The sequence below is a fragment of the Porphyromonas pogonae genome (assembly GCF_036320655.1).
Lineage (GTDB): Bacteria > Bacteroidota > Bacteroidia > Bacteroidales > Porphyromonadaceae > Porphyromonas > Porphyromonas pogonae.
This window is the reverse complement of the sequence record NZ_CP143258.1, coordinates 1953617-1970324: the sequence shown is the minus strand read 5'-3', so window position 1 is coordinate 1970324 and position 16708 is coordinate 1953617. Positions and strand designations below refer to the sequence as shown.

Genomic DNA, 16708 nt, shown 5'->3' with positions numbered 1-16708 from the left:
CAGAATTGAATTTTTAATGTTAAAAAGAATTATAATTGTTTTACTATTTATCATGAAGGCTTTAGTTTCTTTATTTTATTATCTCAATCCTTCTTCGACAAAGATATTAAATGGAAATATAATAAACAACCAAAAAAGCAATATTTTAATTATCGGATTCCCTTATTTTAATCATCCTTTCAGCTATCTTCCTTTCTGTTGTGGATGATAAGTCGGGAGCCCAAAATTTTTCATCTATTAGTCGATCAGGTAGATATTGTTGTTTTACAAAATGCCCGGGGTAATCATGAGCGTACTTATAACCACTTCCATAACCCATATCTTTCATTAGGTCAGTAGGAGCATTACGCAGATGCATTGGTACAGGAAGACTCCCTATTTGCTTTACTGCTTCGAGAGCTCTTCCTATAGCTAAATATGTGGAATTGCTTTTTTCGCTGGTAGCAAGATAAACCGTGGCTTGTGCCAGAGGGATACGACCTTCCGGCCAACCTAATCGATCTAAGGCATCAGCACAAGCATTGGCTATTAATAAAGCATTCGGATTAGCAAGTCCAATATCTTCAGTTGCTGAAATCACTAACCTGCGAGCGATAAATGAAGGTTCTTCTCCACCGTCGATCAATCTTGCCAACCAATATAAAGCAGCATCAGGATCACTCCCTCGTATGCTTTTTATAAAAGCTGAAGCGATATCATAATGCATTTCTCCGCCTTTGTCGAAAGCAGATGGATTTTCTTGGACACGGTTTCGAACTAACTCATTTGTTATAAAAATAGTATTTTCAACTTCAGAACTTACTATCATATCTATAATATTGAGCGCTCGGCGTGCATCACCTCCAGCAAAGCGTATCAAAGCTTCCCATTCTTCTATGGTTATATTTTTTTTATTAAGTATCTCATCTGTAGTGATGGCATGTTTGATAAGTGATTTGATGTCTTCATCCGTAAGCGGGTTGAGGGTGAAGACCTGACATCTTGAAAGAAGAGGTCTTATTACCTCAAAACTCGGATTTTCAGTAGTGGCACCTATCAGCGTGATAATACCTCTTTCTACTGCAGATAATAAAGAATCCTGCTGACTTTTACTGAAACGGTGTATCTCATCAATGAATAAAATAGCTCTCCCTTGTCCTGCAAAAATGGAATTGTCTTGTTGTGTAATTGAGTTGATTACCTCCCTTACGTCTTTGACTCCTGAATTAATGGCACTTAATGTGTAAAAAGGGACATTTACGGCATGAGCAATAATTTCCGCAAGAGTCGTTTTTCCTACACCGGGAGGTCCCCAAAATATAATAGAAGGTATTTGCCCTTTGTCAATCATTTGGCGTAATACTGCTCCTGAACCGATCAAATGCTTTTGACCAAAGTAATTAGCAAGTGATGAGGGTCTCATTCGCTCTGCCAGGGGTTGAAATGCTTTATTAATCATACTGCTAATTTATGAAATAAATAGATACATATACTATCCTCTTTAAATCAAAAAAACAGTCAGTCTGTTTGGACTTTTAAAAGATTATTCTACCTTTGCAACCGCAATGTACTATCGCCCGGATGGTGGAATGGTAGACACGAAGGACTTAAAATCCTTTGGCCATTATGGCTGTGCGGGTTCAAGTCCCGCTCCGGGTACTTGCAATCAAAGAGCTTTCCTTTGTTTATGAGGATGGCTCTTTTTTTATGCCTTAACTAGATGTTAGGAATAATCTAATTATAAAATGCAGTATTTGGGACTGTGGAGTATTTAGAATTAAAAGTAAGTGTCGATTACAGTATCTTAGTATTAGGGTGGAACTTATTTGATTTATAGGGAACTTAAAAGTTCTTTCCTTATGGAAAGGATTAAATAATCAGCGCATACTATAATATTTATATTAAATTTGTGCTGTTTTTTGATGATTGTTTAAATAATCTTAATAATCTGTAGTTTATAAATGGATTTTACATCAAAGCCTTTGATCTCCATTGTAGTGCCGGCTTATAATGTGGAAAAATATCTAGATCAGTGTTTACAGTCTATCGTTGACCAAACCTACACAAATTTAGAAATAATTGTTATTAATGATGGGTCTACTGATAATACTCCGGCTATTGCAGATCAATGGAAAGATAAAGATAATCGCATAAGGGTAATTCATCAAGAAAATGCCGGTATTGCAGAAGTAAGGAATAAAGGTCTAACTCTTTCAAAAGGCGAATATGTCGGCTTTGTAGATAGTGATGATTGGATCGATATTAATATGTACGAAAAACTTTTTCGCCCTTTTGAATTAGACTCTGAATGTGATATTGCGATTTGTAATTTTTATTCAGAAGGCTGGACAAAAGATCTGTCAAAAAGACATTTGAATCGGTTTGGAAGAATATCTAAGAATAATGCTTTAAACTATGTGATCTATGGTAAGATCATTGAGTTATATGTTTGGAATAAATTATATCGAAAAAGTATTTTAGAGAAGTTTGGCTTTATTAATAAACGGAATTTTGAAGATATTATAAGTGTCCCAAAATTTTTCTCTGTAGCACGTAATATTTATATAATTAAAGACAAACTTTATCATTACCGTTACTGTGAAACAAGCATTGTAAATACAAAACACGCTAAAAACGAATACGATTATATTACAGCCCTTATCGACCTCTACAATTTTGTTATTCAACAAAATGATTTCCCCGATTATCAAAAAGCTTTATTCTTTACAAAGGTCTGTAAAAGAGTAATGAGATCATATTATAGGCACTCTGATTTATTTGAATTAGAAATTAATCAACAATATGATAATAAAATAAAAAGGCTATTGTCTGAATTGCTTAATGTAAAGGAATACAATCATTCTTCTTTTAAGTATTATGAAAGAATATTAAATCTTAAATTTGTTTATGTTAAACTTTTTCATGGCAAAATAAGATTAAAAACATTTACTTACTAACGATAGCAAGCATGGACGTAAGTCATCATCCTTTAATTTCTATTATTGTTCCTTTATATAATATGGAGAAATATTTTTTTCAATGTATAGACTCCATTAAAAGCCAAACATATAAAGATTTTGAAGTTATTATTGTGGATGATGGATCAACAGATAAGAGTGGAGAGATTGCTGATCAATGGGCTTTTGAAGACAAGCGCGTAAAAGTGATTCATCAGTCTAATAAGGGGCTTGCGGACGTTCGTAATGTGGGCATATCTATGTCCAAAGGCGAATATATTATGTTTATAGACTCTGATGACTGGGTAAAATCTGATTATGTAGAAAAACTATACAATGCAGCCAAACAATATATTGCTGATATCGTAATAGGAAATTATATATTTACATGGGACAAACCTTACAAAGAGAAATATTCCAAGATTGATGAGCATCCTGTAGAATATAATAAAACACAAGCTATCAAAGAACTACTTTATAACAAAAAAATAAAAAGTTATATGTGGGGAAGTATATACAAATCAGAACTTTTTAGAGATGTCATATTTCCTATAGGACGTGTTTATGAGGATTATGCTCGGGTATTTAATGTGTTTGATAAGGCAGAGAGGGTAGTGGTAATTCCTGATCATTTATATTTTTATAGGCAAGTTAATACCAGCATTGTCAATCTAAAAAAATATAAATCTGATGTCGATTATATGTTAGCATTAATTGATAGGGTGGAATTTAGTCAAAAATGTGACTCGCTAACAAGGACGGAAAAAATCAGATTTAAAATTAAGAGTGAAAAAAGACTTCTACTACGATACTCCCGATTGTTAAAGGATTATTCGGCTGATCAGTTAAATTCAGATAATTTAAAATTCTTTGATAAGAAACTTCGCACCTTTTTTGGATTACACAAGTTCACTCGATCAAGAATTTCCCTTTATCTTTTCATGAGTTACATCAAACACATCCGTTTTTTATGATAATATGTATTCTTTAGTCACTAATTTTACTCCTCCCTTTTAACTAATAATATGGAACAACATATAGAAGTCAAGTGGAAAAGTTTGGTGGTATTGCTTGTGCTTTCTTTTACGGGCTCATTAGTCTTATTTGTGGTATCAACAATGTTTTTGGGGCTGTTGGATATATATGACATTTTTGCATTCAATACCTTTTTAGTGATAGGGGCGCCTGCCATAGGGTGGTGTTCATTATATAATAGAAAACAAATCCATCCACTCAAATTTAATCGCCTTCCACCCAAATTCAACTTTTCCAAACCCTGGATTGTTGTGTTGTGTATCTTTATACTTTTATTGGGGGCGAGTGCATTATTGGCTTCCTTCTCTCAATATTTATTAGATTTTTTACCAGATGTTTTAAAAAATAAAGTTTTAGAATGGGAGGGTGATCAGGATACCCTGATTCAATCTATTATTGATGAACAGGGGATTGTGTCACAAATCAAAAAGATTGTTACAATGGCTCTCTTTCCGGCTGTTTTTGAGGAGATGTATTTCAGAGGAGCTTTACTGCCCATTACTATAAATATTACCGGAGGACGTAGGAATACCTCAATATGGATTGTCGCTATCATATTTAGCGCTGTCCATTTTTCTATAACGGGGTTTCTATCTCGTCTCGCTTTAGGTGTAGGCTTTGGTTATTTATATTCATACGGTAGAGGCCTCAAGTTGCCTATACTCGCTCATTTTATAAATAATATGCTTGCTATATATACCATGTAATATATACATTCTCTTGCCTCCATCTTCTTGGATAATTTTGAAGTTGTTTTTAGCCCATTACTTACTATCTGAACTTTAATTATCTATCAGATTGGTTTATATTTCGCAGTGGTGGCACAAATCATATTCTTTTTCTATATCTTTGTTCCGGCTTTAAGGAATAAGGGGTGCCATGCACGTAAGTTTTGGCTGAGAAATTACCCTTGAACCTGATCCGGTTAGTACCGGCGTAGGAATATTTTCTTGAGTTATCCTATTAATATCTAAGTTATACTACGTACACATCCTTTTTTCCTCATAAGCTTTGATTATTTATTAATAACAATAAAAGGTTATGAGAAAAAATATAAAATCACTTCTTATTGCATTTCCGATAATATCCTTTTTATCGCAAGAGGTTTATGCACAAGCATATCGTACCGATAAGGACTCCGTAAAGATTTATCATCTTGAAGAGATTACCATAAGTAGTACTCGTGCCGGTGTAAAAACCCCTATTTCTTTTACCAATATAGATAAATCTAAAATAAAGAAAGTCAATTACGGACAAGATATCCCTTATATTCTCGGTACAACACCTTCTGTTGTTTCTACGAGTGATGGGGGTATAGGTATTGGTTATACCGGTTTTAGAGTTCGTGGTACTGATGCTTCACGCATTAATATCACTACTAATGGTATTCCCTTGAATGACTCAGAGTCACAAGCTGTATTTTGGGTAAATATGCCGGATTTTATCAATTCAGTACAAGATCTTCAAGTACAAAGAGGGGTAGGAACGTCCTCGAATGGTGCAGGAGCCTTTGGGGCAAGCATCAATATGAAAACGGAAGGTATCAAGTCAAAACCATATGCAGAGGTAGGTGTAAGTGGTGGTTCCTATGGAGTATTTAGGCGTAGTGTAAAAGCCGGTACAGGGATCATCAATGACCACTGGTCATTGGATACACGTTTTTCAAAGTTAAATTCCGATGGCTTCGTGGATCGTTCTGGCGTAAAGCTCAAATCATACTTTATTCAAGGAGCTTACTCTGCGGATAATTCGGTGCTAAAACTGATTACATTCGGTGGAAATGAAGTTACGGGAATTGCATGGAACGGCATTTCTCCTGAAGATATCAAGAGTTATGGACGAAGATACAATACTGCAGGGTTAATTTCCAAGGAAGATCAAACAGATCCTAAAAACTTCAAATATTATAGAAATACTGATAATTATGATCAACGTCATTATCAAGCCATTTTTTCTCATGTGCTGACACCTGCTCTTAATCTGAACATCAATGGGCATTACACCAGAGGCAAAGGCTATACAGATGAGTACCGCACGAATAGGAAGTTCAAAAAATATGGTTTAGTAAGTTATAAAATCGGAGATAAAGATATTCAGAAGTCCGATCTTATTCGTCGCAAATATCTTGACAATCACTTTTATGGAGGTAATGCTTCTTTAGTCTGGTCTCCCGAAAGATTGAATCTTACGTTGGGATTGAGTGCTAACCAGTATAAAGGAGATCACTTTGGCGAAATCAAATGGATCAAAAATTATAACAAAGCCCTTGATCCAAACCATAGATACTATGAAGGAGATGGTCGAAAAACGGATTTTTTGGGATTTTTGAAGTTAAATTATGAATTGCTTCAGGGACTTAATATATATGCTGATTTGCAAATGCGTCATATCAATTATCATATTGACGGAACTATAGATCATTATGATGAAAATACAAAGGATTTGCAGGTGATGCATCTCAAGCGCAATTTCAACTTTTTCAATCCTAAAGCCGGCTTGTTTTATCAATTCAATAGTAATCATCAGGGATATGCCTCTGTAGCTGTCGCTCATAGAGAACCCAGCCGTAACAATTACACAGAATCGGGAGCTGATGCTTACCCCGAAGCCGAAAGACTTATAGACTATGAATTAGGATATAAATATGTTGATAATAATATCAGGCTTGGAGCAAACCTTTACTATATGAGTTATAAAGATCAGTTGCTGTTGAACGGTAGGTTAAGTGATGTGGGTGAAATGTTGACGGTAAATGTTCCTAAGAGTTCACGTATGGGACTTGAGCTTTCGTCCAACTGGAAAATTGCGTCGTGGTTGCAATGGGATGTTGCATTTACCCTAAGTAGTAATCAGATCAAAGATTACAAGGTATTTTACAGTGTATATGATGCACAATATAATTGGTTGAGACTCGAAGAGAAAAATCTCAAAAATGCTAAAATTGCTTTTTCTCCCGAAGTTATTGCTTCTACAGGCTTCACCGCTAATTGGAAAAATTTTGAAATTGCTCTAACAGGTCAGTATGTAGGTAAGCAATATCTTGATAATACAGAAAATGATGCTCGCAAACTCCCGTCGTATTTTGTAAGCAATCTTAGGTTAGGATATGATTTTAGAGCATTTAAACTTGCAAACTGTAATCTTGGGCTTCAGGTAAATAATCTTTTCAATAAAGACTACTCATCCAATGGTTATGTTTATGATAATGGTTTTGTACAAAAAGGTCAAAGCCTAGAAGAATACAGTGATATCCGATTGTTCCCACAAGCCGGAACGCATGTCTTAGGATCACTGACAATTACATTCTAATATCTCCATGTATACACACCCGACCGATTATCGAGACTCTTTTATAGAGAGTACGGTAATCGGTCTTTTTTACTACCTTGCGCAATTATTTAAACAATTTTTCATTAAATGATAGAATTTATTACGGCCCATTGGATAGAACTCCTAGCCGCTTTCATTAATTTTATTTGGGTATATCTTGAGTTCAAAGCCAGCACTTGGTTGTGGCCTGTAGGTATCATTCTTCCCATGCTTTACATTGTAGTTTCGCTCAATGCACATTTCTATGGAAATGTAATTATAAATGTCTATTATCTCGTAACCAGTATTATCGGTTGGATAATGTGGTTGCGTAAGGGTAACTCGCAAGAAGCTGCTCCTATTACAGATATTAGCCGTCGCGCTGTGTTTATTAGCCTTGGCCTTGGCATAGTAGGTTATATCAGTGCTTACATTCTTTTGAAATCTTATACTGATAGTTTAGTGCCATGGGCAGATGCCTTGGCGACAATTATAAGTTTCATTGGTATGATTTGGTTGGCCAACAAATGGCAACAACATTGGTTTTGTTGGATGATAGCCAATTTTATCAGCATATTTATATTTTATGCATCCAGAGATTATATTTCCACTTTTGTATTTTTCGTCAATACCATTGTTTCCGTATTAGGTTTCTTCAATTGGCGAAAGATGAAGATGCAACAAAATATAAAGTAGTATGATTTCATTCCGTAAAATTAGTGCTCTCAACGCTCCCTCCATTGTAGTGTTTGCCAATGGAGACTTCCCTCAGGATACTGTAATAAAAGAGATTCTTAATGTCACAGTGCGTGAGAAGGATAGATTACTTATCGTGTGTGATGGGGCGGTAGACAAGCTTCTTACACATACGGGATTGATACCTGATATTGTGATTGGGGACCTTGATTCGCTGAGTAGCGCAGAAAAAGAGATTCTTTCTTGCAAGCTCATCCAGATCTCCGAACAAGAAACAAACGATCTTACAAAGGCTGTTACCTATGTGCAGAATTATTATAATCCTGAATCAATACTTATCTTAGGAGCTTCAGGAGGGCGTGAAGATCACTTGATTGCCAATGTATCTTTGCTCAATAGATATGCACACAAAACCCCTCTCATTATCATGATGACAGATGAGGGGGTTTTTCTATCGTTCCAAAATAACGTTGTTGAGTTTTCTTGTGAGCCGAGACTACAGATATCTCTTTTTGATTTTCTTGGTAATGCCAGGATTACTACCCATGGCTTGAGATGGGAACTTAATGATGCTATTTTTGAAGAATTGTGGTGCGGTACCCTCAACGAAGCAGTTGGAAATATGGTCTCTGTTTCGGTAACGGGAGGATCGATCTCCATATTTATATCCAATGAAGTAAAAGAGAGCAATACCTCCGTTCCTAAACATTGAGTCAGTACATATATTTCAATTAGTATCTACTTCGTCTGACACAGAAAGAGATGCAACCGTGTATTTTTGTAATGTCAAAAATAAAACACATCTCAGCCCAAAACTTTCAGAAAACTGACTTAGAAACTGTGGTAATATAATGCTCTGAAAAAATTATCCGTTCCTCTTGACAAGGGGGGAGCAATGTTGTATCTTTGTGAGGAAAGAATAACACAAATCGAAAGACAATGAATATTGTAATAAATTACAGACTAAACACCGCTGCATCTGTCAAGGTCTGCTGTGTAGCATGCCCAATGAGGATTGAGGCTTGTCGGAGCTTACATTTTGTCAAAATAAGACAAAAGGCGTGAAATATTAAATTGTCAAATATAGCAATATCCTCTTACAATCAAGGCAAAAAGCCGTATGGAGTATTCAATATACTCTCTACGGCTTTTTGGTTAGAGTGAAGTAATGTGTGTTTTTCTTAACTAGTCGCCCCTTAAAATCGTGTTTATTTTCTGATATACAGCAAATTGCACTCTTCTATTCTTTGATAAATCTGCAAGTTTTTGTATCTTTGGATATAGAAACTTGCAGATTTTTTTATGATACGCCCTACTCAAACAGTTCAATCTCTGTTCTCTTCGCTGGACGATTTGCTCAACCAGCAACATCCTCTGTATAAACTTTCCCATAAAATCGATTGGAAAAGGTTCGAAGAGGCTTTTTCTTCCTTGTATTGCCCTGACAATGGTCGTCCCGGTAAGCCTATTCGTTTAATGTGTGGTCTTTTAATTCTCAAGCATTTGCGCAATATTTCAGATGAATCTGTTGTAGAACAATGGAGTGAGAACGCTTATTTTCAATATTTTTGTGGCATGCAGGAGTTTACACCTTCCTTTCCCTGCAATGCCTCGGAACTGGTTCACTTCCGCAAACGTATCGGCGAAAGAGGGATAGAGCTTATTCTTGCAGAAAGTATTCGTGTGAATGATGACAAAAATGATAAGGATCACCACGATACCGCTTTTATAGACTCCACCGTGCAGGAAAAGAATGTGACCTATCCTACAGATGCCAAGTTGCATAAGAAGATAGTAGGCAAGGTTCTCAAAATCGCAAGGGCTCTCAATCTACCCATTCGTCAAAGCTATACTTTCGTATTGAAAAGAATTTATCGGGATCAACGTTTTCGCAACCATCCCAAGAACCGTAAGAAAGCTCTTAAAGCGGATAAACGGTTACGAACAATAGCGGGACGTTTGGTTCGGGAACTTAAACGAAACCTAGGTAGTAACAGGGAGTACGACAAACTCATTTCCCTCTTTGAAAGGATTCTTTCGCAACGGCGTAATTCCACTCAAAAGATTTATTCTCTTCATGAACCGGATGTTCAATGCATCAGTAAAGGTAAGGAGCACAAAAAATATGAGTTTGGAAACAAAGTCTCGATTATACGCTCCATGACGGGAGTGATTTTGGGAGCCTCTTCTTTCCGTAATGAGTACGACGGACATACCATAGAGCAAAGCCTCGATCAGGTGAAGAGACTCACGGGAGAAAGGATTAAGAAACTGGCCGGAGATAGAGGTTACCGTGGAAAAAAAGAAATAAACGGTACGCAGATATTGATTCCTGACACTCCAAAAGCTAAAGACAGTTATTATCAACGTAAAAAGAAGCATCGACTTTTCTGCAAGCGTGCAGGAATAGAACCAACTATCGGACATTTAAAATCAGATTATCGCTTGGGACGTAACTTTTACAAAGGGCTCTTCGGGGATGCTATCAATGTAATGTTAGCTGCAGCGGCATATAACTTCAAAAGAGCCATGAAGCTTCTTTTGTACCTAATAAACAAAATCAGCGAAACACTCCCAATGGAGAGGATTGCGCTGAAATGTGCTTTTTAAGGGACGACTAACTACATTTCATTATTTTTCTAACTAAGTCTTGATATTTTCTTAACTACGACATTCAGATTTTTTAGTTAGAAAAAAAATGAAACGTAACTAAGAAAATATCAAGACTTAGTTAAAAAAATATTAAGAGAGTTTTAGCTCCGCATTACTTTTTTATAAGTATCCAGTTTGCCGGAAATTACTATCGATTTGATTCGATTTTGTGTATTTGTGTAGCTATTTGATGTTTTGTGGGTCTAGGCTAAGAGGTAGGCCAAATAAACAAAATGTAACCTGACTCTGTTCTATTTGTTTTATCACTATTAACTACTGTTATGCAATATTTGCCACCTATGACCATGTCTTTATAGAGGTTGCAATAATTGCTATCATTATTTTGAGACCGTTGCATAGCAGGCCAATTGCTTCGTTGCTTGCGAGATTCGCACTTGGTCATTAACCTGAAGTAAACTCCCTGTGCACTCACTCTTAGCGCCTTGCACTTTACCCTCTCTGCCCGGTCAAAGTGTCTTTTGTCGGCTTTGCCTCCAAAATCCATGAGACTGTTGACTTTTGCAACAGTCTCATTTTATGAATGAATAAATAATCAAACTATAATGAACGAAGACCTTTTTCATCCGCCATTGTTTGATGAATCTTCTTTTTAAATATTGTTTTGGTACCTACTTCGATCTCTCTAGAAGTATTGCCCAATACGCTTATATTGATATGGAATTAAATATCAACTCTAAGCTTGGTACACAGAAAGAAAAGTGTTTACTTTGTATCTTTGATAAGAAATAGATAAGCTAAATGGCACAACAAGACGATTTATTCAAGAAAATCATATCACACTGTAAAGAATATGGTTTTGTTTTCCCTTCATCTGAAATTTATGATGGACTCAGTGCAGTATATGACTATGGACAGTATGGTTCGGAACTGAAAAACAATATCAAACGGTATTGGTGGGAAGCAATGACTCTGCTCAATAGAAATGTAGTAGGTATTGACTCAGCCATCTTTATGCACCCTAAGATATGGAAAGCTTCAGGTCACGTGGATGCTTTCAATGATCCGTTGATTGATAATAAGGATTCGAAAAAAAGATATCGTGCTGATGTCCTTATTGAGGATTACCTTGCAAAGATAGAAGAGAAGATCAATAAAGAAGTAGCCAAAGCAGCAAAGAAATTTGGTGATCAATTTGACGAAGCACAATTCCGTGCAACCAACCCTCGTGTATTAGACAATTTAAAGAAATACGAGGAAGTACATACACGTTTCAGCAATGCTCTCAATGATAATAATCTGGAGGATTTACGTGAGATCATTGTGGACTGTGAGATTGTTTGCCCTATAAGCGGCACCAGAAATTGGACAGAAGTGCGCCAATTCAATCTCATGTTTGCCACTGAGATGGGATCTACAGCAGAAGGTGCAATGAAAGTATATTTACGCCCTGAAACAGCTCAAGGTATTTTTGTAAACTTTCTCAATGTCCAAAAGACGGGGCGTATGAAAGTGCCTTTCGGAATAGCACAGATAGGAAAAGCTTTCAGAAATGAGATTGTGGCTCGTCAGTTCATTTTTCGTATGAGGGAATTTGAGCAGATGGAAATGCAGTTTTTTGTAAGACCCGGAGAAGAATTACAGTGGTTTGAACATTGGAAGAGTATGCGCCTCAAGTGGCATAAGGCTTTGGGATTGGGTGATACTAAATATCGCTATCATGATCACGAAAAATTGGCTCATTATGCCAATGCAGCCACCGATATTGAATTTGAAATGCCATTTGGCTTCAAAGAGGTCGAAGGTATTCATAGCCGTACCGACTTTGACCTAAAGAGACATGAAGAGTTTAGTGGCAAAAAACTACAATATTTCGACCCCGAACTCAATCAGAGCTATGTGCCATACGTTATAGAGACATCTATAGGTCTTGATAGGATGTTCCTTACCGTGATGTTTGGTTCGTATGCAGAAGAAGCTACAGAGAGCGGAGAGGTTAGAACTGTTTTGAGATTACCTGCAGCACTTGCGCCGGTAAAATTGGCAGTGCTTCCGCTGGTTCGTAAAGATGGCCTTGCGGAAAAAGCGCAAGAAATAGTGGATAATCTTAGATTCGACTTTAACTGTCAACTTGATGAGAAAGATAGCATTGGCAAGAGATACAGAAGACAAGATGCTATAGGCACTCCATATTGTATTACGGTGGACCATCAGTCACTCGAAGATAATACTGTGACCATAAGGAATCGTGATACGATGCAACAAGAACGTGTAGCTATTGAGGATTTGGCAAAAATAATAGGAGAAGCTACAAGTATGAAAAGTTTACTCAAAAAAATTGAGCAATGAATATAACAAAAAAAAGTTTTTGGGCTCTTATAGTTACACTAAGCCTGGCAATGGTATCTTGTAAAGATGCTATTGACTCGGATCTTCAATGGCGCTCTCAGAGTGAACAGCGCTTTGATAAGTATAAAAATGATAGCCAATACAAACGAGTATCCACTTCAGGCATTTTGGGGGATAACTTCGTGATGATGAAATATATTAAAAAGGGCGAGGGTAAAGTACATCCTATTTATACGAGTAGGGTGTTGCTGCATTACCAGCAATACATACTAGGTATTGAAAATCCCATTGCAAGCAATTATTCTTCGGAAGAGCCTGACCGATTTTCTCTCAATAGAGGTGCTGATGGTAAAAACCTGCCCTTGGGAATGCGTATAGCGCTCATGAATATGGTAGAGGGAGACGAGGCGGAAGTAATTATTCCTTGGTATTTAGGGTATGGTGAAAACTCCAAACCTCTAGGTATTATGAATTTTTCTGCCTTGAGATATATTGTAAGATTGGATAAGATTATCCCGGAAAACGATCCTGATTGATGGCAGATAGAATAGAAATTCTTGTATCTAATGATGATGGCTTTCGTGCTCCTGGTATAAGGGCACTTATGCGCTCTCTTATGGAGATTGGTAATGTTACGGTAGTTGCTCCGGATTCAGCCCGTTCTGGATTTTCCTCCGCAATTACTTCTACCATTCCTATTACAATGAAACTTAGACATCAAGAGGAAGGACTCACCGTATACAGCTCTACAGGAACTCCGGTAGACTGTGTCAAGGTAGCTCTCAATACTATCTTTGCTGAGAAAAAGCCTGATATTCTGGTCTCAGGTATCAATCATGGTCGTAATGACGGAATATGTGTATTATACTCAGGAACCATAGGTGTTGCCATGGAAGGTTCTGTATGTGGGATTCAGTCCTTGGCTGTTTCTCTCAATAACAGTGAAGAAGAGCCTAATATGGAATATGCTGCCGAGTATGCCAATAAGGTGGTAAAACATATGCTCAAATACCCCGTGCCCGAAAATACATTACTTTCATTAAATGTCCCTGATGGAAAACCACTGGGCCTGAAGGTTTGTAGGATGACCAACGGACGTTTTACCAATGAGTATATGAGGAGCCAAAATGCTAAGGGAAAAGAAGTGTTTTGGATGCAAGGAAAACAGATCAATAAGTATCCTGATATTATAGGTGATTTGGAGTATTTGGAGAAAGGGTATGCTGCTCTCACCCCTATAAAGATAGAAATGACCAATTTTGATTATCTTCCTCTGCTAGAAAAATCTTTTTCTACAGATCCGGAGGAGTAATTGACTACGCCTATGCGCTATTTTCTTGTAGCCGGAGAAGCATCCGGAGATCTGCATGCTTCTAATCTAATCAAGTCTATCAGAAAGATAGACTCTCATGCCCAATTTGCATTTATGGGAGGAGATTTGATGGAAAAGGCATCCGGGCAGAAAACTGTGGTACATTACAATACTGTAGCATATATGGGAGTGATGCCGGTATTGCTGCATCTAAAAGAGATCAATCAAGCCGGCGCATATGTACAGCGAGAAATAAAGAGGTTCAATCCTGATGTAGTCATCCCTGTGGACTATGCGGGATTTAACTTTAAGTATATACTCCCTTTTGTCCATGATAAATTGAATATTCCTATCTATTACTATATTTCACCTAAACTATGGGCTTGGAAGAGATGGCGTGTAAAGTCTCTGGTGAAATATGTGGACAAGCTTTTGTGCATCATGCCTTTCGAACAAGAGTTTTATAGAAATTATGATTTGGATGTGGAATATGTGGGAAATCCTTGTGTAGATGCTATAGAATCATATAAGGATAATAGGATGGAAGATGAGCAATTATTTCAAATGAAACCTTACATTGCATTGCTTTCGGGTAGTCGTAAAGAGGAAGTACGACGTAATCTTCCATATATGTTGCGTGCAGCCAATAGTTATCCTGATTACAATTGTGTCATAGCAGGAGCTCCCGGACTTACAATAGATGACTATTTGCCATACCTCAATGAATATCCTGACACAAAGATTGTTTTTGGCAAGACATATAATATCTTGGAGCAGTCTACCGCAGCGTTGGTGACATCGGGCACAGCCACATTGGAGACAGCCCTTATCGGTACACCGCAAGTCGTATGTTATAAGATGAGTGGACTCAAGCTTTTCAACTGGGGCTTCAAAAACTTTTTCCCTATTAAGTATTTTTCATTGGTCAATCTCATAACCAATAATAAGGTGGTTGAGGAGTTATTATCGGCTGATCTTACCGATAAAGCTCTTATGCAGGAATTGGGTGCAATATTGCCCGGAGGAAACAAAAGGGAACAGGTTATAGAAGGATATAAAAAACTCTGTAACATATTAGGAACATCTGATACTTCAGACCGAGCAGCGCATGTAATTATTGATTCATTAGTTACTGTAGAGTCTAAACCCCAATGAAGTTCGAATATTTTATAGCAAAACGTCTTTACAAGAAGCCCAAAAGCAATAAGACTCAAAGTTCTACAAGACCTATCGTTAGACTTTCCTTAATCGGTATCTCGCTGAGTCTTGCCGTCATGCTTATGGCTGTATCTATCATGATGGGATTCAAAAGAGATGTAAGAAAATATGCCTATAGTACTACAGGTAATTTAGTGATTTATAAATATGGTTCTTCTGTCAATAATGCACAAGAACCTATACGAGCCCCCCATGAACTACTTCGATTACTCAAAAAAACACCCGGGGTAAAAGATACATATCCTATTATTTATCAGCCGGGAATATTCAAAACTGATAGTTTGTTTGAAGGGGCAATATTCTTGGGTGTAGATGATACATTTAAGTCGGCATATTTTTCTGATAATCTTACGCAAGGCTCTTTTGATCTCAAGGATAATTCTGATGAGCCGGTAAATCCGATCTTGATAACTAAAGAAGTAGCTCATAAAATCAATGCCAAGATAGGGGATAAAATCAAGGGCTATTTTTTCACTACAAAGATAAAAGTACGAGCTTTTACAGTCAGAGGTATATACGAAAGCGGAGGTGTAGATACGGCTCCCATTCTTTGCAATATCAACACATTGAGACGAGTCAATGGCTGGGATCAGGATCAGGTTGTGCGTATCATGATAAATGTAGATAATGCCTACAATCCTCTTACTGTGGCCAATGATATTATAAACAAACTAAAGGAACGTCAAGACCTTCTTTTCGATAATACATTGACAATCAATTCGGCAGAAGAGATCAGTCCTGAAATTTTTTCTTGGCTCGATATGCTTGACTCCAACATAATCTTATTACTTACCTTGCTGATCATTGTGAGTGGTTTTACTATGATTACAGGCCTTATCATATTAGTTTTGGATAATACTACTACGATTGGAGTACTAAAGTCTTTGGGGGCTTCTAACGGGTCTATCCAAAAAATATTCATTACACTTTCCGGAATGCTCGTCGGTAAAGCACTTGTTTTTGGGAATCTTATCGCTTTTACGCTATGTATGGTTCAGAAATACGGAAGAATTATAAAACTGAATCCCGAGACTTATTTTATGAATGCTGTGCCTATTCAATTTGATCTTGTTGCTTGGATATTGATCAATGCCGGTACACTCATTCTTATCATGCTTATGATATGGGGACCATCAAAGATTATTTATAAGATTACACCGGCGCAAACCATGAAATTCGACTGATTATAATCTGCTTTTGTATCTAACTCTTTCCCGTGGTGTATGTATTATTGACAATGATG

The 16708-nt window shown here is 36.9% G+C and carries 14 protein-coding genes, 1 tRNA gene and 1 riboswitch; of the genes, 13 read left to right on the top strand and 2 right to left on the bottom strand.

Features of this window, described 5'->3' with window-relative positions:
* Positions 1-145: 145 nt before the first annotated feature.
* Positions 146-1438: a replication-associated recombination protein A gene (locus VYJ22_RS07820; RefSeq protein ID WP_329903382.1), complete on the bottom strand. Its 1293-nt coding sequence runs from the start codon at positions 1436-1438 to the stop codon at positions 146-148.
* 116 nt (positions 1439-1554) lie between these two features.
* On the opposite strand from VYJ22_RS07820, the gene VYJ22_RS07815 reads away from it, so the two are divergent.
* The 8 genes from VYJ22_RS07815 to VYJ22_RS07780 all read left to right on the top strand — a co-directional run bounded on the left by VYJ22_RS07815 (position 1555) and on the right by VYJ22_RS07780 (position 10586).
* Positions 1555-1638 (top strand) — tRNA-Leu (locus VYJ22_RS07815).
* A gap of 302 nt (positions 1639-1940) precedes the next feature.
* Positions 1941-2936, top strand: coding sequence for a glycosyltransferase family 2 protein (locus VYJ22_RS07810; protein WP_329903381.1), 996 nt, complete (start codon positions 1941-1943; stop codon positions 2934-2936).
* 11 nt (positions 2937-2947) lie between these two features.
* Positions 2948-3910 (top strand): glycosyltransferase family 2 protein, encoded by a 963-nt coding sequence (locus VYJ22_RS07805; RefSeq protein ID WP_329903380.1) that lies wholly within the window; start codon positions 2948-2950, stop codon positions 3908-3910.
* A gap of 51 nt (positions 3911-3961) precedes the next feature.
* Positions 3962-4678: a CPBP family intramembrane glutamic endopeptidase gene (locus VYJ22_RS07800; protein ID WP_329903379.1), complete on the top strand. Its 717-nt coding sequence runs from the start codon at positions 3962-3964 to the stop codon at positions 4676-4678.
* A 153-nt stretch (positions 4679-4831) separates the two neighbouring features.
* A riboswitch (TPP riboswitch) is annotated at positions 4832-4931 on the top strand.
* Positions 4932-5012: 81 nt separating this feature from the next.
* Entirely contained in the window at positions 5013-7280 is a 2268-nt protein-coding gene (locus VYJ22_RS07795; protein WP_329903378.1) for a TonB-dependent receptor, read from the top strand.
* 108 nt (positions 7281-7388) lie between these two features.
* Positions 7389-7976 (top strand): nicotinamide riboside transporter PnuC, encoded by a 588-nt coding sequence (pnuC, locus tag VYJ22_RS07790; protein WP_329903377.1) that lies wholly within the window; start codon positions 7389-7391, stop codon positions 7974-7976.
* Between the two features lies 1 nt (position 7977).
* Positions 7978-8688: a thiamine diphosphokinase gene (locus VYJ22_RS07785; protein WP_329903376.1), complete on the top strand. Its 711-nt coding sequence runs from the start codon at positions 7978-7980 to the stop codon at positions 8686-8688.
* 590 nt (positions 8689-9278) lie between these two features.
* A complete protein-coding gene (locus VYJ22_RS07780) occupies positions 9279-10586 on the top strand; it encodes an IS5 family transposase (RefSeq protein ID WP_329903374.1) in 1308 nt (435 codons plus the stop codon).
* A gap of 250 nt (positions 10587-10836) precedes the next feature.
* On the opposite strand, the gene VYJ22_RS07775 is transcribed toward VYJ22_RS07780, so the two are convergent.
* Positions 10837-11133: a hypothetical protein gene (locus VYJ22_RS07775; RefSeq protein ID WP_329903373.1), complete on the bottom strand. Its 297-nt coding sequence runs from the start codon at positions 11131-11133 to the stop codon at positions 10837-10839.
* 254 nt (positions 11134-11387) lie between these two features.
* On the opposite strand from VYJ22_RS07775, the gene VYJ22_RS07770 reads away from it, so the two are divergent.
* From VYJ22_RS07770 to VYJ22_RS07750, 5 genes are read left to right on the top strand one after another with little or no spacing between them, the layout of a single operon-like run.
* Positions 11388-12935 (top strand): glycine--tRNA ligase, encoded by a 1548-nt coding sequence (locus VYJ22_RS07770; RefSeq protein ID WP_329903372.1) that lies wholly within the window; start codon positions 11388-11390, stop codon positions 12933-12935.
* Positions 12932-13471 carry an FKBP-type peptidyl-prolyl cis-trans isomerase gene (locus VYJ22_RS07765; protein ID WP_329903370.1) on the top strand — a complete coding sequence of 180 codons (540 nt, stop codon included), beginning with the start codon at positions 12932-12934 and terminating at the stop codon, positions 13469-13471. Before VYJ22_RS07770 ends, VYJ22_RS07765 begins: the two co-directional genes overlap by 4 nt.
* On the top strand, positions 13468-14247 hold the full coding sequence (gene surE / locus VYJ22_RS07760; RefSeq protein WP_329903369.1) for a 5'/3'-nucleotidase SurE: 780 nt from the start codon (positions 13468-13470) through the stop codon (positions 14245-14247). The genes VYJ22_RS07765 and surE overlap by 4 nt, the downstream gene beginning before the upstream one ends.
* A gap of 12 nt (positions 14248-14259) precedes the next feature.
* On the top strand, positions 14260-15402 hold the full coding sequence (gene lpxB, locus VYJ22_RS07755; RefSeq protein WP_329903368.1) for a lipid-A-disaccharide synthase: 1143 nt from the start codon (positions 14260-14262) through the stop codon (positions 15400-15402).
* Complete coding sequence (locus VYJ22_RS07750) at positions 15399-16649, top strand: ABC transporter permease (protein WP_329903366.1); 1251 nt, start codon at positions 15399-15401, stop codon at positions 16647-16649. Before lpxB ends, VYJ22_RS07750 begins: the two co-directional genes overlap by 4 nt.
* Positions 16650-16708: the final 59 nt, after the last annotated feature.